The sequence below is a fragment of the Amycolatopsis tolypomycina genome, from assembly GCF_900105945.1.
Classification (GTDB): domain Bacteria; phylum Actinomycetota; class Actinomycetes; order Mycobacteriales; family Pseudonocardiaceae; genus Amycolatopsis; species Amycolatopsis tolypomycina.
On the sequence record NZ_FNSO01000004.1, the window covers coordinates 2,994,245 to 3,017,499 of the forward strand.

The window sequence follows — 23,255 nt, forward strand, 5'->3', positions numbered from 1 at the left end:
CAGGAGACATGACCGACACGAAGGAATGGACGTTCCCGGCCTCGTTCGGGCAGGAGCGGATCTGGCTGTCCAACCAGCTCGACCCGGCGTCCCCGGTGTACAACCTCCCCTGCCAGGTGCGGCAGGACCTGCCCCTGACCGAAGGCCAGTGGCGGGCCGCGCTCGGCGTGGTCGTCGGCCGCCACGAAGCCCTCCGGACGGCGTTCCGGATGGACGGCGGCGACCTCGTCCAGGTGGTGCACCAGGACGTCCCGATCGACCCCGAAGTGCACGACCTGCGCGAGCACCCCGACCGCGAGACGCGGGCGGCCGAGCTGGCCGAGGCGATCGCCCGCCGCCCGATTCCCCTGGAAACGGCGCCGCCGTGGCGGGCGCAGCTGTGCCGGCTCGGCGACGCGGACTGGCTGCTCACCTTCGTCGTGCACCACGCGGTGTTCGACGCCGGCTCCGTGCTGGTGCTGGCGAACGAACTGAACGAAGCCTGCAACGCGGTCGCCGAGGGACGGCTGCCGAAGCTGCCCGAGCTCGCCGTCCAGTACCCGGACTACTCGGCCTGGCAGCGCGGCCAGCTGCCCGCGGTCCGCGCGCAGCTGGACTACTGGCGCGAGCGGCTCGCCGGGCTCCCGCCCGTGCACAGCCTGCCCACCGACCGGCCGCGGCCCGCGGAGTTCGGGTTCGACGGCGACCAGGTCGACTTCGCCCTGCCGGACGGCCTCCTCGACCGCGTCGGCGAAGTCGGCCGCGAGCTGTCGGCGTCGCCGTTCATGGTGCTGCTGGCTGCCTACACCGCGCTGCTGTCGCGGCTGTCCGGTTCGGCCGACGTCGTGGTGGGCGTGCCGGTCGCCGGCCGGGACCTGCCCGAGCTGGCGCCGCTGATCGGGATGTTCGTCAACCAGCTCGCCATCCGCGTCGACTGCGGCGGCGACCTGCCGTTCGCCGAGCTGGTGGGCCGGGTCCGGACCGCGGTGCTGGACGCCATCGAGCACGGCCGGGTGCCGTTCCAGCTCGTCGCCGACGAGGTCCGCCCGGAGCGCGACCCGGCCGTGCAGGCGGTCTACCAGCTCGGCTTCAACTTCATCCCCGACTCGGGCATCGAGCCGGTCCGCTACGCGACCGCCAAGGACGACGTGGCGATCGACCTTACCGCGACCGGCGGCCGGCTGCTCTACCGCACCGACCTGTTCGACCGGGGCACCGCGGAGTCCATGGTGGAGCGGTACCTCCGGGTGCTGACGGCCGCGGTCGCGGACCCGGCCCTCGCGGTGGCGGACTTGCCGCTGCTCTCGGACGCCGAGCGCCACCGGGTCCTGGACGAGTGGAGTGGTTCGTCCACAGAGGACGCCCCGCTCGTCGTCGCCTGCTTCGAAGACCGGGTGCGGGCGACGCCGGACGCCGTCGCGGTCGACCTCGGCGGGGTCCGGCTGACCTACGCCGAGTTGAACACGCGGGCCAACCGCGTCGCGCACCGCCTCGGGGCCGGCGGGGTGGTCGGCGTGTGCGCCCCGAACTCGGCCGACCTCGTCGTCGGCATCCTCGGCGCGCTCAAGAGCGGCGCGGCCTACGTCCCGCTGGACCCGGCCAACCCGGCCCGGCGGCAGGCGCTGGTCCTGGCCGACGCCGGGGCGCGGGTCGTGCTCACCGCCGGGGACGTGTCCCTCGACGCGGACACCCTCGCGCTCGACGACCCGGCGCTGTGGGCGGAGTCGTCCGAGGAGAACCCCGCGCACCCGGGCCCGGACGACATCGCGTACGTCATCTACACCTCCGGCTCGACCGGGCGGCCGAAGGGCGTCCAGGTCGGGCACCGGGCGCTGGCCACCTACCTGGGCTTTGCGCGCGGGGCGTACCCGAGCCTGGCGGGCCGCGCGCTGCTGCACACGTCGGCGTCGTTCGACCTCACCGTGACGACGCTGCTCGGCCCGCTCACCGCCGGCGGGTCCATTGTGGACAGCGGGCGGCCCGACTTCGTCAAGGCCACCCCGACCCACCTCGCCGTGCTGCCTGAGGAGTCCCACCCGACGGGTGACCTGGTCGTCGGCGGCGAAGCGCTCATGGGCGAAGCCGTCCGGCCGTTCGCCGGGATCGCCGTCACCAACGAGTACGGCCCCACCGAGGCGACGGTCGGCTGCGTGGCCCACCGGCTCGACGGGCCCGTCACCGGGCCGGTGCCGATCGGCCGCCCGGTGCCCGGCACCCGCGGCTACGTCCTCGACGACCGGCTGCGGCCGGTGCCGCCGGGCGTCGCCGGGCAGCTTTTCCTCGCCGGCGCGCAGCTCGCCCACGGCTACCTCGGCCTGCCCGAGCTGACCGCGCAGCGGTTCCCGGACGGCCCCTTCGGGCGGATGTACGCCACCGGCGACCTCGTGCGCTGGCGCCGGGACGGCACCCTCGACTACCTCGGCCGGACCGATGACCAAGTCAAGCTGCGCGGGTTCCGGATCGAGCCGGGGGAGGTGGAGGCCGCCCTGCGGGCGCTGCCGGAGATCCGGGACGCGGCGGTCGCGGTCCGCGAAGGGACGCTCGTCGGGTACGTCGTCGGCAGCCCGGACGGCGCGGCCGACGCCCTGCGCGCCGCCCTGCCGGAGTACCTGGTGCCCACGGTGTTCGTCACCCTCGAGGCGCTGCCGGTCGCGGCGAGCGGCAAGCTCGACCGCGCCGCCCTGCCGGATCCGCAGCTCGGGGGCGACACGGAGTACGTGGCGCCGGGCACCGCGGCCGAGGAACTGGTCGCCGAGGTCCTCGGCGAGCTGCTGGGGGTGGAGAAGCTCGGCGTGCACGACGACTTCTTCGCCCACGGCGGCAACTCGCTGCTGGCGATCCGGGCGATGGTCCGGATCCGCAAGCAGGTCGGCGTCGACCTGCCGGTCCGCGGGCTGTTCTCGTTCACCACGGTGGCCGAGCTCGCCGCCGAGGTCGAACGCCGCCTGGAAGCCGACCTCGACCAGCTCAGCGACGAAGAGGTCCAGGCCCAGCTGGCCGAAGGCGGGCCGGCGTGACGACGATCGACGAAACCAGCAAGGCCGCGCGCCGCGCGTTGCTGGAACAGCGGCTGCGGCGGCGTGCCGAACCGGCCGCGACCATCACCCGGCGGCCGGACGGCGACCCCGTCCCGCTGTCCTACCAGCAGGAACGCGTCTGGTTCATGGAGCAGTTCGCGCCGGGCACGACGTCCTACAACATCCCGGTGCCGATCCGGCTCACCGGCCGCCTCGACACCGCCGTGCTGCAGACGGCACTCGACGCGCTCCCGGCGCGGCACGAGGCGCTGCGGATGCGGTTCCCGGCCGGGGACGACGGGCAGCCGTCCGTCCACGTCGAACCGGTCGTCTCCGTGCCGCTGTCCCTGGTGGACGCCGGCAGCGAGGACGCGGCCCGGGCGGCGGTGGACGCCGCCGCGGCCGAGCCGTTCGACCTGGCCGGCGGGCCGCTGCTGCGGGCCACCCTGGCCCGCATCTCCGATGACGAGCACCTCCTCGCGGTGTGCACGCACCACATCGTCGGCGACGGCTGGTCGGTCGACCTGCTGCTGCGCGACCTCGCGGCGCACTACCACGGCACGGCGGCCGCCCTGCCCGCGTTGCCGATCGGGTACGGCGACTTCGCGCACTGGCAGCGCCGGACGCTGACCGGCGCCGAGCTCGACCGGCAGCTCGACCACTGGCGGGCCGCGCTCGACGGCGTCGAACCCCTGGAGCTGCCGACCGACCACCCACGGCCGGCGACCCAGACGTTCGACGGCGCCATCCACGAGTTCTTCGTCGAGCAGGAACTCGCCCAGGCCCTCGGCGCGCTGAGCCGCGAGCACGGCGTCACGCTGTTCATGACGCTGCTGGCCGCCTACCAGGTCCTCCTCGCGCGGTACTCCGGGCAGGACGACTTCGCCGTCGGGTCGTCGTCGGCCGGGCGCGGGCTGCCCGAACTCGAAGGCGTCGTCGGCATGTTCATCAACATGCTCCCGCTGCGCGCCCAGCTGGACGGCGACCCGACCTTCGCCGAGCTGCTGGCCCGGACCCGCCGGCACGTGCTCGACGCGTTCGAGCACGCCGACGTTCCGTTCGAGCGCCTGGTCAACGCCCTCGGCGTGCCGCGGGACGTCAGCCGGTCGCCGGTGTTCCAGGCGATGTTCGTGCTGCAGAACTACGAAATGGGCCGGATGGGCGCGGCGGGCGAGTCCGCGGTGGACTTCCGCTGGCTGCCGATGGACCTGCCTTCGACCCGGTTCGACTTCGAGTTCCACGCCATCGAGGTCTCCACCGGGCTCATCGGCAAGTTCGTGCACAACACGGCGTTGTTCGGCACCGGAACCGTGGCCGGGATGGCCGAGCGCCTGGTGACGTTGCTGCGTTCGATCGTCGCCGATCCCACCCGGCCGGTGTCCGAACTGGACCTCCTGGGCGAACAGCGGGCGGTGGTGCTCGACCGGTGGAACGACACCGCGGGGGAGATCCCGCCGGGCACGCTCCACGCGCTCGTCGAGGCCCAGGTCGCCCGCACGCCGGACGCGCCCGCGCTCACCTTCCGCGGGGAGTCGCTGTCCTACCGGGAGCTGGACGAGCGAGCCAACCGGCTCGCCCACCGCCTGCGCGAACTCGGTGCCGGGCCGGGGACGCTGGTCGGTGTCTTCGCGCAGCGCTCGTTCGAACTGGTCGTCGCGCTGCTCGGGGTGCTCAAGGCCGGGGGCGCGTACGTGCCCCTGGATCCGGAGTACCCGGCCGACCGGCTGGCGTTCATGCTCGAGGACGCCGCCGCGCCGGTCGTCCTGACCCAGGCCGCGCTGCGCGAGACCCTCCCGCCGGGGACGGCCACGGTGGTCGTCCTGGACGACCTGACCGGACCGAGCACGCCGGTGGAACCCTTGGCGGGAGCGGACGATCCCGCCTACGTGATCTACACGTCCGGGTCGACCGGGCGGCCGAAGGGCGTCCCGAACGGGCACCGCGGCATCGTCAACCGCCTCGACTGGATGCAGCGCGCGTACGGCCTCGACGGCTCCGACGCGGTGCTGCAGAAGACCCCGGCGAGCTTCGACGTCTCGGTCTGGGAGTTCTTCTGGCCGCTGATGACCGGCGCCCGGCTGGTGCTGGCCGAGCCCGGCGGCCACAAGGACGCCGCCTACCTGCGGGAACTGCTCGTCGGCGAAGGGATCACGACGGCCCACTTCGTGCCGTCGATGCTGACGCTGTTCCTGGCCGAGCCGGGCATCGAGGCGGTGACGGCGCTGCGGCGGGTCGTCTGCAGCGGTGAGGAACTGCCCCTGGACACCGCCCGCGAGTTCGTCCGGCGGCTGCCGCACAGCGAACTGCACAACCTCTACGGCCCGACCGAAGCCGCGATCGACGTCACCGCCTGGCACTGCACGCCCGAAGCCCTCGCCGAGGTGGCGTCCGTGCCGATCGGGGCACCGATCCGCAACCTGCGGATCTACGTCCTCGACCGGCACGGCCACCCGTGCCCGGTGGGTGTCCCCGGCGAGCTGCACATCGCCGGCGTCGGCCTGGCGTTCGGCTACCACAACCGGCCGGAACTGACCGCCGAACGGTTCGTCACCGACCCGTTTCACGGCGGCAGGATGTACCGCACCGGCGACCTCGCGCACTGGCGCCCCGACGGCACGATCGCGTTCCTCGGCCGCCTCGACCACCAGGTCAAGCTGCGCGGCCTGCGCATCGAACTGGGCGAGATCGAGGCCCGGCTGCGGGAGCAACCCGGGGTGGCCGACGCGGTCGTGCTCGTCCGCGAAGACACGCCGGGGGACAAACGCCTGGTCGGGTACGTCGTCGGCGACGCGGACGCGGGCACCCTGCGGACCGCGTTGAAGGAGACGCTGCCGGACTACATGGTGCCGCCGTCGTTCGTCACCCTCGACGCGCTGCCGCTGACGCCGAACGGGAAGCTCGACCGCAAGGCCCTGCCCGCCCCGGTCGCGGCCCGCGACGCGACCACGGCCCTGGTCGAGCCCTCGACTCCCCTGGAGGTCCTGCTCGCCGGGATCTGGCGGGACGTGCTCAAGGTCGGCGAACTCGGCGTCGACGACGACTTCTTCGACCTCGGCGGCCACTCGATGCTCGCCACCCAGGTCGTCGCGCGGATCGCGAAGGCCGGGCACCAGGCGGGCGTGATGGACCTGTTCCAGCACCGCACGATCCGCGAGCTGGCGGTGTTCCTCGACGGTGACCGCGACGACTCGGGGCACCTGCTGTACGAGCTGACCAAGCCGGTCGCGAAGCCGACGCTGACGTACGTCTGCTTCCCCTACGGCGGGGGCAGCGCGATCGTCTACCAGCCCCTCGCGGACGCGCTGCCGAGCGGGTATTCGCTGTTCTCGGTGGCGATCCCCGGCCACGACGTCGGGCTCTCCGAGGAGGCCGTGCCGTTCGACGAGCTGGTCGAGCGGCTGGCGGACGAGGTCCTCGAGCGCATCGACGGTCCCCTGGCCATCTACGGCCACTGCGGGGTCGGCAACGCGCTCGCCGTCGGCGTCGCCCGGCGGCTGGAAGAACGCGGCCGTGCGCTGGAGGTCGTCCACATCGGGGCGATCTTCCCGTTCGCGCGGATCAAGGGCGCGGTCGGGACGCTGCGCACGCGGCTGGAGAAGCTGCGCAGCAACCGGTACTACGCGAACTGGCTCAAGGGCATGGGCGTCGACACCGACGACCTCGACCCGGCGCAGGCCGACCGGATCATCAGCAACATGCGCGCCGACAGCCGCGCCGCCGAGGAGTACTTCAGCGGCCTGCTCGACGCCCGCGTCGCCAAGCTGCGCGCGCCGATCGTCTCGGTCGTCGGCTCGGCGGACCCGGTCACCGACTACTACGCCGAGCGCTACCGCGAGTGGGAGTTCCTCACCGACCGCACCGGCCTGGTCGTCCTCGACCAGGCCGGGCACTTCTTCCTCCGCTACCGCGCGGAGGAGCTCGCGGAGATCCTCACCCGGGTGTACCCGGCGCTCGACGAGCCCGGTGACCTGCACGTTTCGGCGCGCGGCGAGGACGCGGGCTGGGCGGTGCACGACACCCACACGTCCACAGTGGACGAGAAACCCGCGGTGCAGCCGAGCATGGCCCGGTTCGTCACGGTCACCGTCGGCCAGCTCGTCTCCTCGACCGGCTCCGCGCTGACGTCGTTCGCGGTGCCCATCTGGCTCTACACCAAAACCGGCTCGGTCACCGACCTCGGCCTGCTCTGGGCCTTGGCCCTGCTGTGCGGGGTGCTGGTCCTGCCGGTGGCGGGCGCGCTCGTCGACCGCGGCGACCGGCGCCGGATCATGATCGCGGCCAGCGTCATCGCCGGGACCATCCAGCTCGCGCTGGCCCTGCTGCTGACGGCGGGGAACCTGCAGCTGTGGTTCCTCTACGTGCTGATCCCGCTCGGGTCGGTCGCCGGGTCGATCCAGCGGATCGCCTACCAGTCGTCGGTGGCGCAGCTGGTGCCGAAGCAGTACCTCGGCCACGCGATGGGCCTCGCGCAGCTGTCCAACGGCTTCGCGCAGCTGCTGATGCCGGTGATCGCGGCCGGGCTCCTGGCCGCGATCGAGCTGTCCGGGATCCTGGTCCTCGACATGGCGAGCTACGTGTTCGCCGTCGTCAGCCTGCTGTTCGTCCGGTTCCCCGACCTGCTCGGCTGGCGCCCGCGCGAACCGCTGCTCACGGCGATCGCGGGCGGGCTGAAGTACTCGTGGAACCACCGCGGCTTCCGCACCATGCTGCTGTACTTCGCGCTGGCCAACGTCTTCCTGGCGCCCGCGCTGGTGCTCGTCTCCCCGCTGGTGCTCTCCTTCGGCACCGTCACCGACGTCGCCCAGGTCGCCCTGGCCGAGGCGATCGGCGCGGTGGCCGGCGGCATCGGCATGGCGCTGTGGGGCGGCCCGCGCAACCGGCGGATGGTCGGCGTCCTCGTCGGCAACGTCGGCATCGCGCTCGGCAGCCTCGTGATGGGCCTGCGGCCGTCGCTGGTCGTCGTCGCGGCCGGGGTGTTCCTGCTCGCTGCCGCGATGGCCGTGTCCCAGGGCATCTACGCCACATTGGTGCAGGTCAAGGTGCCGCAGCGCTACCACGGCCGGGTGTTCGCGATCAACCAGACGATCACCTGGTCCACCCTGCCGATCGGGTTCGCCGTGCTGGCGCCGCTGGCGGTCGGCTGGTTCTCGCCGCTGCTCGCCCCCGGCGGTCCGCTGTCCGGTTCGGTCGGCGCGGTGCTCGGCACCGGCGAAGGCCGGGGCGTCGGGCTCGCCTACGTCGTCTACGCGCTGGTCCTGCTGCTGATCAACGCGGGCGGGTTCAGCGTGCGGCTGCTGCGCCGGTTCGACACCGAAGTGCCCGACTCGCTGCCGGACGACCTCGTCGGCGCGCAGGAACGGGAACGCAAGCTCGCCGGGAAGGAGGCCGCATGAGTTTCCTAAGTCAACCCTTCCACTGTGTTGATCTTGGTGGTGGTGTGGTGGATGGCAGGGTCGTAGCAGGTTCTGTCGCGCCAGCAGGCCCAGATGACGCGCAGCCAGGCGCGGGCCAGGATCCGCACCGCGTGGGGGTGGCGTTTGCCTCGGGAACGCGCGTTGTTGTAGATCGTGGCGGCCCAGTTGCTGTCGTGCCGGCTGTTGTCGGCGAAGGTCATCAGGGCTTGCCGGGCTCGGCGGTTGACCGCGTGCCGGAAGTTGACCTGGCGGTGTTTCCCGGATTCCTTGGTGACCGGTGCCGCACCGGTCTCGGCGGCCAGTTGCGCGCAGCCGTTGGCGCGTTCGAGCATGGGGCCGATCTCACCGATGACTTGACCGAGGTTGACGGAGCCGATCCGGGGCAGTCCGGCGATCAGTTCGGCCCAGGGATGCGTCTTGACTGCCTCGGCGATGGCGGCATCCAGTTCGCGGATGGTGACACGCAGGGACCGCACCAGCTGCACTTGGACACCGACCAGCCGGGTGATCACAGTCCGGCCCAGCCGGGAGGCCGCCGCGGGGGCGGTGCGCAGCCGCTCGATCAGCGCACTGCCGGGTCGTTTGCCGGAGTAGCCGTGGCGTTTGCAGAACGCTTCCAGCCGGCCGGCGGTCAAGCGGGCCGCGTCCGCGGGCGTGGGGTAGCGGTCCAGGAAGGCCAGGGCGATGTCACTGTCCAGGCTTGCGAACACGGCTTTCCCGCCGGGCCAGTGCTCATCCAGCAGCGCAGCGAGCTGGTTGACCGCCGCGACGCGCGCTTCGACGTGGTCGGCGCGTTGCCGGGTCAGCGCTTGCAGCTCCAGTGTCTCGGGCAGCGTGGGTGTCAAGGTCCGCAGCTGGTGGCCGTCGGTGCGCAGGTAGTCCGCGAGTTTGAACGAGTCGCCGGGGTCGCTTTTGGCCCGGGCTGCGCCCCAGCGGGGCCGGACGGCGCTGAAGGCGTTGGGGTGTATGGGAATCACGGGGTGCCCAGCAGCCAGCAGCCGGTCCACGACCAGTCCCCGGGTGGTCTCGATCGCTACCGGCAGCCCGGCCGGATCGCCGTGGCGGCGCAGCCTGGCCAGGGTGCCGGCAATTCCGGTTTCGGCGTGGGCCAGCGCCCATCGGTCGGTCCTCGTCCCGGCCTGGTCGATCACGGTCACATCGTGCGAGCCGCTGGCCCAGTCCCATCCCGCGAACACGCGCGCGGTGCTCCTTCTCTGACGGTGAAGGACCCGCTCGGTGGTGAGGACGCTGTCCGGAAGCTCATTAATCGGCCCTCGGCCAGGTCGGGGCATGTTCCTAAGGCCGGTAAAGCGGCCTCGGCCCGGCGGGGCTGGCAGTACTCATGCTGGCCGTCAAGCGGCACGCACGCTAGGCCATGCACCCACCGGGACCGAGTGGTCACAACCCTATCGGTTCGGGCTGCAGAAGGGATGGTGGCCTAATGAGCACCGTGGTGCTGATCAGGGAGGCCCGCGGGCACTGGGTCGGCGAAGTCGCCGCCGCGGTGCACGCGGCCGGCCACCGCGCGGTACTGCTCGCCCCGCCGGTCGACGCGGCGGAGCGCATGTCGCTCGCCGCCGTGGTGGACGAAGTGGTCGCCGTCGACGACGTCTACGACGCCGAAGCCGTCGCCTCGCAGATCCGCTCGGCCTACGGGACGCCCGCCGCCGTGCTGACCGGCTCGGACGGGGCCATCGCGAGCACCGCCCGGGTCGCCGAACTGCTCGGCGTCGCCCGCTGCCCGGCGTCGGTGTTCGAGGTGTGCGCGAACAAGTTCGCGGTCCGGGAGGTGCTGGGCGGGACCGCGTTCGCGCTGATCTCCTCGGCTTCCGAAGCGGCTTCGGTGGCGGAGCGGGTCGGGCTGCCGGCGATCGTCAAACCGGTCAACGGGGCCGGGAGCAACCTCGTCCGCACGGTGTCCACAGTGGACGAACTTGCGGCGGCGTACGAGCTGCTGGCCGCGCGGCTGCCCGAGTCGGCGGACCCGCGCTACCACCGGCCGCTGGGGACGCTCGACCCGGCGGCGACCTTCCTGGTCGAGGGCTTCCTCGACGGGCCCGAGTACGCGGTGGACGTGCTGATCCGCGACGGCGTCGTCGAACCGGTCGAGATCCTCGACAAGCCGCTGATCGACGAGCGCAAGTTCGAGCTGGCGCTGTCCTGCCCGCCGGCGGATCTCTCGGCCGAGCGGGCGGCGCTCGTCACGGCGGCGGCCTCCTCGGCGGTGCTCGCGCTGGGACTGGACAACACGGTCGCGCACGTCGAGGTGATCGACGACCTGCGGCGCGGCCCGACGATCGTCGAGGTCAACGCGGGCCGCCCGGCCGGCTCGATCATGCCGCTGCTGGCCAAGCTGCGCACCGGCATCGACGTGTTCGCCGAGCTGACCGCGCTCGCCCTGGGCGCGCCGCCGCCCGCGCGGGAACCGGCCAAACTGCCGATTCCGCTGGCGATGCTGATCCTCTACGCGTCCGGATCGGGCACCTTGCGGAGCGTCGGCGGGCTCGACGAGGTCGCCGCGCTGCCCGAGGTCGTCGACGTCGTCACGACGGTTTCGCCCGGCCAGGTGCTCACCGACGAGCAGGAGACGTACGCGGTGAACCTCGTCGTCGCCGGCTTCGCCGACCACGAAGACCTCGCCGCCCTGCACGCCGAAGCGAGCAAGCTGATCCGCCTGGAGGTCGCGTGAAGACCGCGTTCATCGTGCGGGAGACGCACGGGCAGTGGATCGGGGACTTCGCGGCCGCGGTCCGGGCGTCCGGGTGGCGGGCCGAACTCGTCACCGAACCCCTGGCCGACGCCGAACGGGCCGCGCTGGGCCCGCTCGTGGACGGGTTCGTCGTCGTCGAGGACGTCCGGGACGTGGCCGCCGTCGCCGACGCACTCCGGGACCGGGCACCCGACGCGGTGCTGACCGCGGCGGAGGGGATCATCGCGACCACCGCCCAGGTGGCCGAGCGGCTCGGCGTCGCACGCTGCCCGGCAGCGGTGTTCACGCTGGCGCACAACAAGTTCGCGGTCCGGGAGAAGCTCGCCGAAGCGGGGCTGCCGGGGCCGCGCGCCGCGTTGTTCGCCGACCCGGCCGAGGCCGCGGCGATCGCCGAACGGGTCGGGCTGCCGGCGATCGTCAAGCCGGTCAACGGTGCCGCCAGCACCCTGGTCCGCACCGTGTCCACAGTGGACGAGCTGGTCGCGGCCCACGAGCTGCTGGCCACCCGGCTGCCGGAGAACGCGGACGCGCGCTACCACCGTCCGCTGCCTGGCGGCCTCGACCCCCGGCGCGTGTTCCTCGTCGAAAGCCTGCTCGACGGGCCCGAGTACGCGGTCGACGTGCTGGTCCGCGACGGCGGCGCGGAGACCGTCACCGTGGTTGGCAAACCGCTGATCGACGAGCGGAAGTTCGAGCTCGGCATGGTCTGCCCGCCGTTCGGGCTGTCCGGGGAGCGGGCGGCGGCGATCCGGGCCGCCGCGGCCGACGCCGTGCTCGCCCTCGGCCTGGACAACACCGTCGCCCACGTCGAGGTGATCGACGACGTCTCGCGGGGGCCGGTGGTCGTCGAGGTCAACGCCGGCCGGCCCGCCGGGGGCGCGCAGCCCGCGCTGCTGAAGCTCGCCACCGGCATCGACGTCACCGCCGAAGCCGTGGCGCTCGCCCTCGGTGCGCCGCCGCCCGCGCGGGGCACCGGGCTGCCGGTGCCGGTCGGGTACCTGATCGTCTACGCCGAGGGCACCGGGCGGCTGGTGCGCGTCGAAGGCACCGGCGAGGTCGCCGGCCTGCCCGAGGTCCTCGACGTCGTCACCATCGTTTCGCCCGGCCAGGTGCTCTCCGACGACCAGGAGATCTACGCGGTCAACGTCCTCGTCGCCGGCTTCGCCGACCTCGACGACCTGGCCGCGCTGCACGCCGAGGCCACCAAACTCGTCCGTTTCGAACTGGAGGAAGCATGACCGCCGTACTCGCGGAGCTGCAGGGCAACGAGCACACCAAGATCGCCGTCTTCCCGGCCGCGGACTTCGCGGCCGTGGAAGCCCAGCTGCCGCAGCTGCAGGACCACCTGCGCGACCACGGCGCGGTCCTGCTGCGCGGGCTGACCGCAGACCTCGGGGAGTTCAACCGCGTCACCGAGACGATCGGCGGCGCGCTGCTCACCTACACCGAGCGGTCGACGCCGCGGTCGAACGTAGCCGGCAACATCTACACCTCGACCGAGTACCCGCCCGCCGAGTCGATCCCGATGCACAACGAGAACTCCTACTCGGCGAGCTGGCCGGCGCGGCTGTTCTTCCTGTGCGACACCGCCGCGGAAACCGGCGGGGCGACGCCGATCGCGGACAGCCGGGCGATGTTCCGGCTGCTGCCCGAAGACCTGCGGGAGCGCTTCGCGGGCGGCGTCACCTACACCCGCGCGTTCCGCGAAGGGCTCGGGCTGACCTGGCAGGAAGCGTTCCAGACCGAGGACCGCGCGGTCGTCGAGGAGTACTGCGCGAGCCACGGGCAGACCTTCGAATGGACCGAGGAGGGGTTGCGCACCCGGCACATCCGGCCGTCCTTCGTGGCCGAGCCGCACACCGGGGACACCGTCTGGTTCAACCAGGCCAACCTCTTCCACGTCTCCAGCCTCGGCGAGGAGGTCAGCGAGGCGCTGCTGGAGCTTTATCCGGAGGAGGACCTCCCGCGCAACGCCTACTTCGCCGACGGCAGCCCGATCCCGGCCGCGGACGTCGAGAAGATCCGCGAGGTCTACGACGAAGTCAGCTACGCGTTCCCGTGGCAGGCCGGCGACATCATGGTGATCAGCAACATGCTGATGGCCCACGGCCGCGAGCCGTTCACCGGCAAGCGGCGCATCCTGGTGGCGATGACGGGATGACCGCACCGGTGGTGGTGCTGCTGGCCCACCCGCGGTCCGGCAGCTTCAACCACGCGCTCGCCGCGCGGGTGGTCGGCACGCTGACCCGGGTGGGCAGGCCCGTGCGGTTCCACGACCTGTACGCCGAAGGGTTCGACCCGGTCCTGACCGCGGAAGAGGCCTACACCAGCGGGGCACGGGCGGAGGAGTTCCTCGCCGCCGAACCGGACCCGCTGGTGCGGCGGCACCGCGCGGAACTGCGCGAGGCCGGCGGCCTCGTCGCGATCCACCCGAACTGGTGGGGCAAGCCGCCGGCGATCCTCGGCGGCTGGCTCGACCGGATCCTCGTCCCCGGCGTGGCCTACCGGCTCGACGACGCCGGCGGCGCCCCCGAGTCGCTGCTGTCCCTGCGGCGGCTGCTGGTGGTCAACACCTCCGACACGACCGAGGAACGCGAGCGGACGCTGTTCGGCGACCCCCTCGACGCGATCTGGCGGCGCTGCCTGGCGCCCTACCTGGGGGAACCGGAGGTGGGCCGGCTGGTGCTACGGGTGGTGGCCGACGCCGACGCGGCGCAGCGGGCCGCGTGGCTCGACGACGTTTCGGCGGAGGTGGAGCGGCTCTTCGGCTAGTTCTTCCGGAAGGCGTCGAAGACGAGTTTCGCCGCCTGCGCGATGAGCCGGTCGTCGTGCTCGGCGTCCTCGGCCTGGCGGCTGGACATGACCGCGAGGACGATCGGGGCCCGCCCCGGCGGCCAGACGACCGCGATGTCGTTGCGCATGGCGTATTCGCCGGTGCCGGTCTTGTCGGCGACGGCCCAGCCGGCCGGCGTGCCCGCCCGGATCACGGTCGCGCCGGTCTGGTTGGCGCGCATCATGTCCGTGTAGACGGTCCGCTTCTCCGGCGGCAGCGCGTCGCCGAGGGCGAAGGTGCGCAGGGTGCCGGCCATCGCGCGCGGGGTGCTCGTGTCGCGGACGTCGCCGGGCGCGAGGTCGTTGAGCTCGGGTTCGATCCGGTCGACGTGGGTGGTGGTGTCGCCGATCCCGCGCAGCGCGGCGGCGAGTCCCGGCGGCCCGCCGAGCTCCCGGAACAGCAGGTTCGCGGCCGTGTTGTCGCTGTAGCGCAGGGCCGCGTCGATCGCGTCGCGCAGCGAGATCCCGGTGGCGACGCGCTTTTCGGTGACGGGCGAGTTCGCCCGCAGGTCGGCGCGGGTGTAGGTGAGGTGTTTCGCGAGCCCGTCGAGGCTGGTGCGCTGGAGGACGGCCGCGGCGGATAACGCCTTGTGCGCCGAGGCGTACCCGAAGCGTTCGTCGGCGCGGTGGGCGATCTCGCGGCCGGAGCCGGTGTCGAGCGCGTACACGCCGAGGCGGGCGTCGAAGCTGCGTTCGAGCGGGGCGAAGTCCGGTGCTGTTACTGGTGCTGTCTTTGTCGTCGTCGGGGCCGGTTTCGGCGCCTCCGCCGCGCAACCGGTCAACGGAACGAGGAGCAGCGCGGCGAGCGCGGCCCACCGGGCTCGGGGGTACGGCACGGGAGTCCCTTTCGGTTTCTTGATCGTCCTCCGCAGTCTCGCGAGACTCGTTCATGCTGTCCAAGACGGAACCGGCCGGTTCGATGCGGATCTGGCATAAGCTGAGGTGGTGGACCTGGTCGGCGGTTGCAGGGCGTTCGTGAGCGTGAGCGAGACGGGCAGTTTCACGGCGGGGGCGGCGCTGGCACGCATCCCGCAGCCGGTCGCGAGCCGGCGCATCGCGGCGCTCGAGCGGCACGTCGGGGAGCGCCTGTTCGACCGCACGACCCGCCGGGCCCGGCTCACCCCGTTCGGCCGGGACGTGCTCCCGTCGGCCCGCAGGCTGGTGCAGCTGGCCGACGCAATGGAGCACGACGCCCGCCGGGCCCGGCTGCGCCCGGTACGGGTGGCGGTCCCGGCGACCTGCGGCGTCCGCGACCTCGCCGCGCTGGCGGCCTCCGCCCGGGAGCGGTCGGTCCGCCTGGAGTTCCGCGCGGCAGAGCCGGCGGAGCGGGCCTCGCTGGTCCGCACGGGCGAGGTCCGTGCGGCGCTCACGGCGGTCCCGTCGGAGGAGGGTGTGTGGTCGGTACCGCTGGGTGTGGCCGGGACGGAGCTGGGCCGGGTGGTGTACCTGGAGACGTTGCGCCCGGGCCGCTCCGCAACCCCGAGACGGCGGGTGTGGATCCAGCCGGAGGACGACGTTCCGCACGTCCGCGACCGCGTGCTGCGGGTCCGCGACGCGGTGGGCCTGTCACCGGCCCAGGTGGCGGTGGCGGAGTCACTGACCTCGGCGGTGGCGGAGGTGCTGGCGGGCGACCTGTTGTTGTGTTCGCTCGCGCAGGCGGAGGAGCTGGGCCTGCCGTGGCGCCCGATCGGCGAGCTGCAGGTGGCCCGCGGCTACGGTGTATCGGCGCCGTTGCCCGAGGACGCGGACCGGCTGTGCTCGGCGTGGGGCGAGGCTGTGGGCCGCTGCCTCGGGGTGGAGCGGTGACGGCGGCGGGGGTGTGGTGGCGGCTGCCGGCTGGTGGTGGGGGCGGTGCCTTGGCTGTGGTCGGTGTTGCGCGTTGTCCGGTGGCCGGGGGCGGTTCCGGGCGCCGTCCGGTGGGCGATGGGCGGGCCGGGGCGTCGGTGGTCGTTCGATGACCGCCGAAGGGCTGGTTCGCGACCTGCGCGCGGAGCTGGACGATGCCGGCCTGCGCGGCTCGTTCCTGGTCCGCGACCTGCGCACGGGCGCCGAGATCGGGATCGACCCGGACCGCGAGTACCCGATGGCATCCCTGGTCAAGGTCCCCCTGGCGGCGGCCACCCTGGAGCGCATCCGCCGCGGCGAGCTCGACGCGGCTACCCGCCTGGAGGTCGCCCCGGGCGGCGTCACCACCCCCGGCCCGATCGGGCTCACGCGCTTCCGCCACCCGGCGAGCGTCGCCGTCGCGGACTTGCTGTACCTGAGCACGTCGCTGAGCGATGGAACAGCCGCCGACGTGCTGTTCGGGTTGACACCGCCGTCCGAAGTCACGCGGATGCTGGGGGAGTGGGGCCTGGGCGGGATCGCGGTGCGGCACGTCATGCAGGACCTCGTCGAGACGCCGGCCGAGCGCTTCGACGCGGCCGAGGTGGACTTGGCCCACGCCCTGGCCATCGGCGCGGCGACGGCCGGCCAGGGTCACCGCCTGCGGCAGCTGGACGTCACGCGCGCGAACGCCGCCTCGGCGCGGGCGCTGATCGAGCTGTTGCAGGCGTTGTGGACACCGTCGAAGGTCGAGGCCTCGGTGGCCGCGGGCGTGCGGGAGCTGATGGCGAACAACGTGATCCGCCACCGCCTCACACCCGACTTCGCCTCCGACGCGGCCCGCTGGTCATCGAAAACGGGAACACTGCTGAACCTCCGACACGAGGCGGGCGTGGTCGAGCACGCGGACGGCGGAGTGTTCGCCGTGGTGGCGCTGACGGAGTCCCGCGTCCCGGCGGTCCTGCAGCCGGAGGCGGAGGTCCGGATGGCCCGGGTGGCCCGGGCGTTGCGCGACCACCTGCGCGGAGGCTGAGGCACGGCGGCGGCCGGAGCGCGCGGCTTGGGTCGGGTGCGCGGGGTGGCTCGCGCGGTCGCGGGTGGACCGCACGCGTCCGGGGGCGCCGCCGGCGGTAGTGCTTGGGCCGGGGCAGCCGCGGGGAGCGCGCGGCTTGGGTCGGGCGCGCGGGTGGCTCGCGCGGTCGCGGGTGGACCGCACGCGTCCGGGGGCGCCGCCGGCGGTAGTGCTTGGGCCGGGGCAGCCGCGGGGAGCGCGCGGCTTGGGGCAGGCGCGCGGGTGGCTCGCGCGGTCGCGAGTGGACCGCACGCGTGCGGTGGGCGCCGCCGGTGGTGGGGGCGGGCGGTTGGGGCAGCCGCCGGAGGGCGCGGCGGCTGCGGTTCGGGCGCGGGTGCAGCCGAGCAGCTCGCGCGAGTCCCGAATGGACCCACCCCACCCACAACCCAACCCCCACGCCGAACCCACCTCAGCCTCAAGCCGGCGCAGTCACCCCGAACTCCACCTCCGCCGTCTCCACGGTCCCTGCCGTCCGGCCCGGTGCCGTCTGGTACTTCCAATACAAATTCGTGTGGGCGATCACATGCGCCGGTGGTGGTGCTCCATACGCCGACAGGTCCTCCGTCGTGTGCGCGTCGGACACCAGTGTTGCGTCGTACCCCCGAACCAGCGCTCCGTGCAGTGTCGACCGGATGCACGCGTCCGTCTGCGCTCCGGCCACCACCAGGGATCCGATCCCGCGGCTCGCCAGGACCTCCTCGAGATCCGTCTCCTCGAACGAGTCCCCGTACCTCTTGTGCACCACCGGTTCCGCCTCGCGGCGCACCAGCTCCGGCACGTACTCCCAGGTCTGGCTGCCGTGGGGCAGCTCGTCGCTGCTGTGCTGGACCCAGACCACCTCGGTGCCCGCCGCGCGGGCTTTGTCCACCAGGGTCACCAGGTTGGCCAGGACGGATGCGCGTTCGTGCGCCGTCTCCATCACGCCGTTCTGCACGTCGACGACGAGCAGCGCGGTGTGCGGACGGTCGGTCAGTGTGGTCATGGCGTCACCATAACCACCGGCACCGACAATTTCCGGAAGTGGCGCCGGAGCGGCTCGCCTAGACGAGTAATGCGTAACTTGGTCAGTGGTCGTAGGCGGTCAGTGATCGGGTGACGGGTTGGCCGGTGGCGCGGTTGTGCCAGATGGCGGCGGTGAGGGCGAGGAGGCGTTGGGCGATGCGGACTCCGACGCCTTCGATGGTGCGGCCGCCGTGCTGTTCGAGGTTGAGCTGGCCTTTGAGGGTGTCGTTGACCGACTCGATGAGCTGGCGGATGGACTTCAGCAGCGGTTCGCCGGGGTGGGGCTTGCGTTGCGGTAGGACGGGCGGATCAGCCGGATCCCGCGTTCGGTGAGGTAGTGGTCGAGCTCGCGGGAGACGTAGCCCTTGTCGGCGATGATCAGCAGGCCGGGACGCTCGGTGAGCAGGTGGGGTTCGTGGTCGCAGATGGCCATGAGCACCTGCCGCTCGTCGACCTTCGGGTCGGCCAGGGCCCAGGCGACCGGGAGTCCGGCCGGGGTGCAGACCAGATGCAGCCGCAGTCCCCAGAACCAGCGCGAGTGTGAGCGGCAGAAGCCGTACTTGGCCCACCCGGCCAGCTCCGAACGCTGGACCGTCGGCCGGGATCGGCCGCACTCGACCGGGGTGGAGTCGACGATCCAGGTGGTGTCGGTCCACAAGTCCGTGTCCGCCGCCAGCCAGCGCATCACGTGCTTGATCAGCGGTAACGCGGCACGCAGGCGGCGGTTGTAGCCGGATTGGCCGGGTAGGTAGCGGAACGCGTCGGGCATCCGGGCGGGCAGGAACCGCAGCCAGCGGGCCTCGGAGGTGAATCCCAGCAGTGCCTGGGCCACGGCCAGGGTCACCAGTTCTGCGTCGGTCAGCTTCGGTGGTCTGCCCGTTCGGCGCCGGCCTGCGAGGTGGTCGTCGATCTTGACGTAGAGTGCGGTGAGAAGGGTGTTCAGGTCTGTCGTCACAAACGGATCTTGGACACCCTTCGTCCGTCTCCGGTCACCGCCCGGACTTACGCATTACTCGTCTAGGGCGCCCCGCCGATGTGCTTGGCGTTCACCGCTTCCCACACCGCATCGAAGTTGTCATAGCGGTCGGTGTCCGGCAGGCCGCCGAGCGAGCCCAGCACCGAGTCGCCGCCGCCGGCTGCCGCGGCTCGGCGCAGGAGCTCCTCGCGGCCGCAGGGGTACTCGGTCTCGGACAGGTGCTGCTCGAGGCTGGTCCGGTCCGGCGCGGGCATCGCACACCTCCTGATCGTTCTCCCCACCCGCGTACCCGGGGCCGCCGCGAAGGAAACGTCCACCAGCGACTGCGTCCCGACGACGCCCAGGAGCGCCAGCCGGTCGGCGTCTTCGGTGCCGGGCTCGGCCGAGTACACCATCAGGCGCAGGTCGCTGCCCGCGACGCTCAGGACGTCGCAGTCCAGGGTCAGCGCGCCGACGTCCGGGTGGTCGATGGTCTTGCGGGCCGCCTCGTGGTGGCCGACGGCCCCCGACTCCCACAGGCCGGCGAACCGCGGGCTGCGGCGCCGGAGCTCCGCGACGAGCGACCGGAGGTCCCGGTCGTCGGGGTAGCGGCCGGCGGTCCACCGCAGGTCGGCGACCAGCGCCGACTGCAGCGCAGCCCGGGACTCCGGCGTGTCGCGCACCCGGGTGTTCGGGTTCAGGAAGGTGCGCCGGACGCCGTTGAGGTCCTCGCCGTGCCACTCGCCCATGAGCGCCGTGTACAGCGGATTCGCCAGCAGCTGGTGCCAGGCCGCGTCGAACACGGCGACCGGCGTCCCGGCGAGCCGGTCGAGCATGCGGTGGACGCCGGGGGTGATGTGCCGCGGGACCGTGCCGGGGCCCGGGGGAGCGAGGCCGGCCAGGCGGAACAGGTGCGTCCGCTCGTCGCCGGTGAGGCGCAGGGCACGGGCCAGCGCCTCGACGACCTGGGCCGACGGGGTCGTCGCGCGGCCCTGTTCGAGCCGGATGACGTAGTCGGCGGAGATCCCGGCCAGCTGGGCGAGTTCCTCGCGGCGCAGCCCGGCCGCGCGGCGGCGGCCGCCCGCGGGCAGGCCCGCGGCCTGGGGCGTGACGCGGTCGCGCCAGTGGCGCAGGGCCGTGCCGAGTCCGGTGTTCGCCATGCCGTCGATTGTGCAAGCCGGACAGCGGGTTGTCCTGGTACCGCCGGTCCCAGGAAAACCCGGCCACTTCCCGGCCCCGCCGGGCAAGCCGATCGTGGTGGCGGATTCCCCGAAGGAGCGCAACCATGAACCAGCTCGCCCTCGTCACCGGCGCCACCTCCGGCATCGGCCGGGCCTTCGCCGAGCGCCTCGCCGCCGACGGCTACGACCTGATCGTCACCGGCCGCCGCGAAGACCGCCTCGCCGAGTTCGCCGCCGCCCACCCCGACATCGACGTCCGCACGGTGGCCGCCGACCTGGCCACCGACGACGGCGTCGGCACCGTCGCCGCACTGTGCGCCGCCGAGCCGCTGACCATGCTCGTCAACAACGCCGGCGTCGCCCACTACATGCCACTGGCCCAGCTGTCCGCCGGCAAGGCTCACGAACTCGTGCACGTCAAGGTCGCCGCGCCCACCATGCTCACCCGCGCCGCCGTCGCGGGCATGCAGGACCGCGGCGTGGGGAAGATCGTCACCGTGGCCGGGATGATCGCGTTCAGCGGCCCCGCCGACTCCTCGGTGCTGCCGCGCCGGGCCGTCTACGCCGGCTCCCTGGCCTACCTCGTCGCCCTCTCCCAGACGCTGCACGCCGAGCTGGCGGGCACCGGCGTGCAGGTGCAGGTCCTCTGCCCGGGGGTGGTCGCGACCGAGTTCCACGAGCGGCAGGGCCTCGACCTGAGCGCGGTGCCGCGGATGTCCGCCGCCGACGTCGTCACCGCGTCCCTGCGCGGCTTCGAACTCGGGGAAGTGGTGACGGCGCCCGGTGTCGAGGACGCCGGCCTGCTCGACGCCGTGTTCCGGGCGGACCTCGCCGCCTTCGGCGGGCAGCGGCCGGAACTCGCCTCCCGCTACCGCTGAAGGCCGCCGAAGAACGCGCCCGGCGCGGCGGCGAGGTCGACGCCCAGGCGCGCGCGGTAGTCCTCGAGCATCGCGGTGACCGTGGCCGGGTCGTGGATCGCGCGGTGGAAGTCGGCGAAGTTGCCTGCCCCGAGCCGGTCGGGGGTATTCCGCGTGCCGACGTCGTACCAGGCGTCGGGGCCGGCGGTGATCACCCGCTCGGGTTTTTCCGGCAGGGCGAAGAAGAACCAGTGGTACCACTCCCGCGCGACTCGACGCGGTCCAGCGTGAAGCCCTCGAACACCGGCAGCCCCAGACATGAGCCCGCTGCCGCACCCCGGCGTCCGGGGCGCGGCAGCGGAGAACGGGTCACTTCTTGTCCGTGACGCCCTTCACGGCGTCCTTGATCTTCTCGCCGGCCTGCTTGAGCGAGCCCTTGGCCTGCTCGGACTTGCCCTCGGCCTGCCACTGCTCGTTGTCGGTGGCGTCGCCGACGGCTTCCTTGGCCCGGCCCTTGAGCTCTTCGCCCTTGTTTTCCAGCTTGTCGTTCATCAGGGTGCACCTTCCGTCGCGGCGACATTTCCGGATCGGCCAGTCGCCAAAAGGGCCTTGACTTCGGGTTACCCACTGGTTCGGAAGCTACACATCGGCAGGCAGGTGCCCGCCCCGCCGCTCGATCCGCTGGATCGCGGGCTCCGCGAGGACGCCGTGCACGACGACCGACACCGCGATGGCGATCGCGCCGACCCGCCACAGCACGTCCTGCTGCGGCACCGGGAGCCGGGTGAGCGCGTAGGCGAGGTAGAAGATCGTGCCGATGCCGCGCACGCCGAAGAACGCGATCGCCGCCGTGGCCCGCCGTCCCGGTGACGGCGCGCCCAGCAGGGACAGCCACCCGACCACCGGCCGGACCACCAGCACGGCGATGACGGCGAGCAGCACCTCGAGGGGCCGCAGCCCGCGCAGCAGGCCGTCGCCGATCGCCAGGCCCAGTCCGAGCAGGGCGAGCGGGACGAACAGCCGTTCCAGCTGGTGGCCGAACGCGTGCAGGACGCCGTGGTACTCGTGCTCGCGCTCCTGGGTGCGCACCGCGACCGCCGCGACGAACACGGCGACGAACCCGTTGCCGTGGGTGGCTTCCGCGAGCGCGTACGGCACGAACGCCAGCGCGAGCAGGACCAGGCCGTCGGCGTACTCGGCCAGCCGCAGCCGGTCCGACGGCGCCCGGAAGATCGCCCAGCCGAGCAGCCGCCCGGTGAGCAGGCCGGCCACGACGCCGACGGCCAGCGGCAGCAGCAGGTCTGCCAGCACCCACGACAGGTCCAGCCGCGGCTGCCCGCCGGCCAGTGCCAGGCCGAGGATGACGAACGGCATGGTGAGGCCGTCGTTGAGCCCGGCTTCCGTCGTCAGCGTGAAGCGGATTTCGTTGTTCCTGGCCAGTTCCGGTTCGACGTCGGGGTGCGGGACGCCGATGTCGCCCGCCAGCACCGGGTCCGTCGGCGCCAGCGCCGCGGCCAGCAGCAGCGCGACGCCGGGGGCGAGCGCGAGCCACCAGTGGCCGAGCAGGGCGATCGCCAGGATCGACACCGGCATCGTGATGGCGAGCAGCCGCCAGGTCGAGCCCCAGCGCTTCAGGCCGAACTTGCGGTCGACGGACAGGCCCGCTCCGGCGAGCGCCACGAGAATGCCCAGCTGGGCGAAGGATTCCACGCCGTGCAGGTGGGCGGCCGGGTCGCTCCAGCCGTTGCCGTAGGGGGCGGGCAGCGGCAGCAGCCCGAGCACGATGCCGGCGAGGAGCATCACCAGCGGCACCGAGAACGGCCGGTCGGCCACCAGCTTCGGCACGATCGCCGCGGCGAGCGCCAGCAGGCCGGCCACCCCGAACAAGATGGTCAACGACGACAACGATTTCCTCCTGCGCGCTCGTCCGGGACGCACCGCGACCGGCCCGCCACCCCGGAAGCGGGAGTAGCGTGGCGGGAAGAGGCGCGCCGCGGCCCGGATTCCCGGCGTGCGAGCGGCGAAACCGAGGAGGCCGCGGTGACGGCGACGAACGGGACAGGCGGGCCGTGCCGGTTCTGCGGCAGGCGGCGCGACCCCCGGGCACCCGGCCGGAACGGGCCGATCTGCGTGGACTGCGTCCGCGCCGGCCTGCGGGTGGTGCGCGACGGCGCCGACCGGGAGAGCGGCGCGGGCGACGTGCTGGCGGCGGTGACGTCGCCGCTGGCCGCGGTGTGCGACTTCTGCGGCCGCCGCGAACGCCGGACGTTCCTGGGGCTGCGGCGCCCCCTGCTGCGGGTGGACTGCGCGGCGCGGGACGCGGTGATCTGCGTCGACTGCCTGGACCACGCCGGCGACGTGCTGAACGTCGCCCTGCGCGGCTGAGCGGCGTTTCCCGGCCGGTGCCCGCGG

Annotated in this window: 17 protein-coding genes and 2 pseudogenes; 10 read left to right on the forward strand and 9 right to left on the reverse strand. The window is 72.9% G+C overall.

The features are described 5' to 3' along the window. The first annotated feature begins 8 nt into the window (after nucleotides 1-8). Together BLW76_RS23790 and BLW76_RS23795 are read left to right on the forward strand one after the other, a co-directional pair. Entirely contained in the window at nucleotides 9-2,996 is a 2,988-nt protein-coding gene (locus BLW76_RS23790) for a non-ribosomal peptide synthetase (RefSeq protein WP_091311103.1), read from the forward strand. Then, entirely contained in the window at nucleotides 2,993-8,389 is a 5,397-nt protein-coding gene (locus BLW76_RS23795) for a non-ribosomal peptide synthetase/MFS transporter (RefSeq protein ID WP_091311105.1), read from the forward strand. The genes BLW76_RS23790 and BLW76_RS23795 overlap by 4 nt, the downstream gene beginning before the upstream one ends. Before the next feature lie 5 nt (nucleotides 8,390-8,394). On the opposite strand, the gene BLW76_RS23800 is transcribed toward BLW76_RS23795, so the two are convergent. After that, nucleotides 8,395-9,606 (reverse strand): IS110 family RNA-guided transposase, encoded by a 1,212-nt coding sequence (locus tag BLW76_RS23800; protein WP_091311107.1) that lies wholly within the window; start codon nucleotides 9,604-9,606, stop codon nucleotides 8,395-8,397. 245 nt (nucleotides 9,607-9,851) lie between these two features. On the opposite strand from BLW76_RS23800, the gene BLW76_RS23805 reads away from it, so the two are divergent. The 4 genes from BLW76_RS23805 to BLW76_RS23820 are packed head-to-tail and all read left to right on the forward strand — an operon-like array spanning nucleotide 9,852 to nucleotide 13,892. Next, complete coding sequence (locus tag BLW76_RS23805) at nucleotides 9,852-11,099, forward strand: ATP-grasp domain-containing protein (protein WP_091311110.1); 1,248 nt, start codon at nucleotides 9,852-9,854, stop codon at nucleotides 11,097-11,099. Continuing rightward, nucleotides 11,096-12,358: an ATP-grasp domain-containing protein gene (locus tag BLW76_RS23810; protein WP_091311112.1), complete on the forward strand. Its 1,263-nt coding sequence runs from the start codon at nucleotides 11,096-11,098 to the stop codon at nucleotides 12,356-12,358. Before BLW76_RS23805 ends, BLW76_RS23810 begins: the two co-directional genes overlap by 4 nt. Next, nucleotides 12,355-13,281: a TauD/TfdA family dioxygenase gene (locus BLW76_RS23815; protein ID WP_091311114.1), complete on the forward strand. Its 927-nt coding sequence runs from the start codon at nucleotides 12,355-12,357 to the stop codon at nucleotides 13,279-13,281. The genes BLW76_RS23810 and BLW76_RS23815 overlap by 4 nt, the downstream gene beginning before the upstream one ends. After that, nucleotides 13,278-13,892: an NAD(P)H-dependent oxidoreductase gene (locus tag BLW76_RS23820; RefSeq protein ID WP_091311116.1), complete on the forward strand. Its 615-nt coding sequence runs from the start codon at nucleotides 13,278-13,280 to the stop codon at nucleotides 13,890-13,892. Before BLW76_RS23815 ends, BLW76_RS23820 begins: the two co-directional genes overlap by 4 nt. Here BLW76_RS23820 and bla read toward each other — a convergent pair. Next, nucleotides 13,889-14,788: a class A beta-lactamase gene (gene bla, locus BLW76_RS23825; RefSeq protein WP_091311118.1), complete on the reverse strand. Its 900-nt coding sequence runs from the start codon at nucleotides 14,786-14,788 to the stop codon at nucleotides 13,889-13,891. The two genes, BLW76_RS23820 and bla, sit on opposite strands and share 4 nt — an antisense overlap. A gap of 109 nt (nucleotides 14,789-14,897) precedes the next feature. On the opposite strand from bla, the gene BLW76_RS23830 reads away from it, so the two are divergent. Then, nucleotides 14,898-15,758: a LysR family transcriptional regulator gene (locus BLW76_RS23830; protein ID WP_091319772.1), complete on the forward strand. Its 861-nt coding sequence runs from the start codon at nucleotides 14,898-14,900 to the stop codon at nucleotides 15,756-15,758. A 148-nt stretch (nucleotides 15,759-15,906) separates the two neighbouring features. Beyond that, entirely contained in the window at nucleotides 15,907-16,809 is a 903-nt protein-coding gene (locus BLW76_RS23835; protein WP_091311120.1) for a serine hydrolase, read from the forward strand. A 454-nt stretch (nucleotides 16,810-17,263) separates the two neighbouring features. On the opposite strand, the gene BLW76_RS23840 is transcribed toward BLW76_RS23835, so the two are convergent. The 4 genes and pseudogenes from BLW76_RS23840 to BLW76_RS23855 form a co-directional block, all read right to left on the reverse strand. Further along, the gene (locus BLW76_RS23840; protein WP_091311122.1) at nucleotides 17,264-17,830 is read right to left on the reverse strand and encodes a cysteine hydrolase family protein; all 567 of its coding nucleotides are present in this window, start codon (nucleotides 17,828-17,830) and stop codon (nucleotides 17,264-17,266) included. 82 nt (nucleotides 17,831-17,912) lie between these two features. Continuing rightward, a pseudogene (locus BLW76_RS23845) lies at nucleotides 17,913-18,805 on the reverse strand (IS982 family transposase). A gap of 62 nt (nucleotides 18,806-18,867) precedes the next feature. Continuing rightward, complete coding sequence (locus BLW76_RS49805) at nucleotides 18,868-19,080, reverse strand: DUF2795 domain-containing protein (protein WP_091319774.1); 213 nt, start codon at nucleotides 19,078-19,080, stop codon at nucleotides 18,868-18,870. 63 nt (nucleotides 19,081-19,143) lie between these two features. After that, nucleotides 19,144-19,965, reverse strand: a pseudogene (locus tag BLW76_RS23855) (helix-turn-helix transcriptional regulator); the annotation flags it as partial. A 125-nt stretch (nucleotides 19,966-20,090) separates the two neighbouring features. Between BLW76_RS23855 and BLW76_RS23860 the strand changes: the two are divergent. After that, the gene (locus tag BLW76_RS23860) at nucleotides 20,091-20,864 is read left to right on the forward strand and encodes an SDR family NAD(P)-dependent oxidoreductase (protein ID WP_091311124.1); all 774 of its coding nucleotides are present in this window, start codon (nucleotides 20,091-20,093) and stop codon (nucleotides 20,862-20,864) included. On the opposite strand, the gene BLW76_RS23865 is transcribed toward BLW76_RS23860, so the two are convergent. From BLW76_RS23865 to BLW76_RS23875, 3 genes are all read right to left on the reverse strand, one after another. Then, nucleotides 20,855-21,058 (reverse strand): hypothetical protein, encoded by a 204-nt coding sequence (locus tag BLW76_RS23865; protein WP_208613364.1) that lies wholly within the window; start codon nucleotides 21,056-21,058, stop codon nucleotides 20,855-20,857. The two genes, BLW76_RS23860 and BLW76_RS23865, sit on opposite strands and share 10 nt — an antisense overlap. Before the next feature lie 154 nt (nucleotides 21,059-21,212). After that, the gene (locus tag BLW76_RS23870; protein ID WP_013226939.1) at nucleotides 21,213-21,395 is read right to left on the reverse strand and encodes a CsbD family protein; all 183 of its coding nucleotides are present in this window, start codon (nucleotides 21,393-21,395) and stop codon (nucleotides 21,213-21,215) included. Between the two features lie 87 nt (nucleotides 21,396-21,482). Next, nucleotides 21,483-22,748, reverse strand: coding sequence for a cation:proton antiporter domain-containing protein (locus tag BLW76_RS23875; protein ID WP_091311126.1), 1,266 nt, complete (start codon nucleotides 22,746-22,748; stop codon nucleotides 21,483-21,485). Nucleotides 22,749-22,883: 135 nt separating this feature from the next. On the opposite strand from BLW76_RS23875, the gene BLW76_RS23880 reads away from it, so the two are divergent. After that, nucleotides 22,884-23,228 (forward strand): hypothetical protein, encoded by a 345-nt coding sequence (locus BLW76_RS23880; RefSeq protein ID WP_091311128.1) that lies wholly within the window; start codon nucleotides 22,884-22,886, stop codon nucleotides 23,226-23,228. The last annotated feature ends 27 nt before the right edge of the window (nucleotides 23,229-23,255 follow it).

Excerpts from the sequence above, each read along its gene's own strand:
- BLW76_RS23870 (WP_013226939.1), bottom strand. The coding sequence starts at position 21,395 with ATGAACGACAAGCTGGAAAACAAGGGCGAAGAGCTCAAGGGCCGGGCC.
- BLW76_RS23835 (WP_091311120.1), top strand. The coding sequence starts at position 15,907 with ATGACCGCCGAAGGGCTGGTTCGCGACCTGCGCGCGGAGCTGGACGAT.
- BLW76_RS23805 (WP_091311110.1), top strand. The coding sequence starts at position 9,852 with ATGAGCACCGTGGTGCTGATCAGGGAGGCCCGCGGGCACTGGGTCGGC.
- BLW76_RS23815 (WP_091311114.1), top strand. The coding sequence starts at position 12,355 with ATGACCGCCGTACTCGCGGAGCTGCAGGGCAACGAGCACACCAAGATC.
- BLW76_RS23820 (WP_091311116.1), top strand. The coding sequence starts at position 13,278 with ATGACCGCACCGGTGGTGGTGCTGCTGGCCCACCCGCGGTCCGGCAGC.
- BLW76_RS23840 (WP_091311122.1), bottom strand. The coding sequence starts at position 17,830 with ATGACCACACTGACCGACCGTCCGCACACCGCGCTGCTCGTCGTCGAC.
- BLW76_RS23790 (WP_091311103.1), top strand. The coding sequence starts at position 9 with ATGACCGACACGAAGGAATGGACGTTCCCGGCCTCGTTCGGGCAGGAG.
- BLW76_RS23860 (WP_091311124.1), top strand. The coding sequence starts at position 20,091 with ATGAACCAGCTCGCCCTCGTCACCGGCGCCACCTCCGGCATCGGCCGG.
- BLW76_RS49805 (WP_091319774.1), bottom strand. The coding sequence starts at position 19,080 with ATGCCCGCGCCGGACCGGACCAGCCTCGAGCAGCACCTGTCCGAGACC.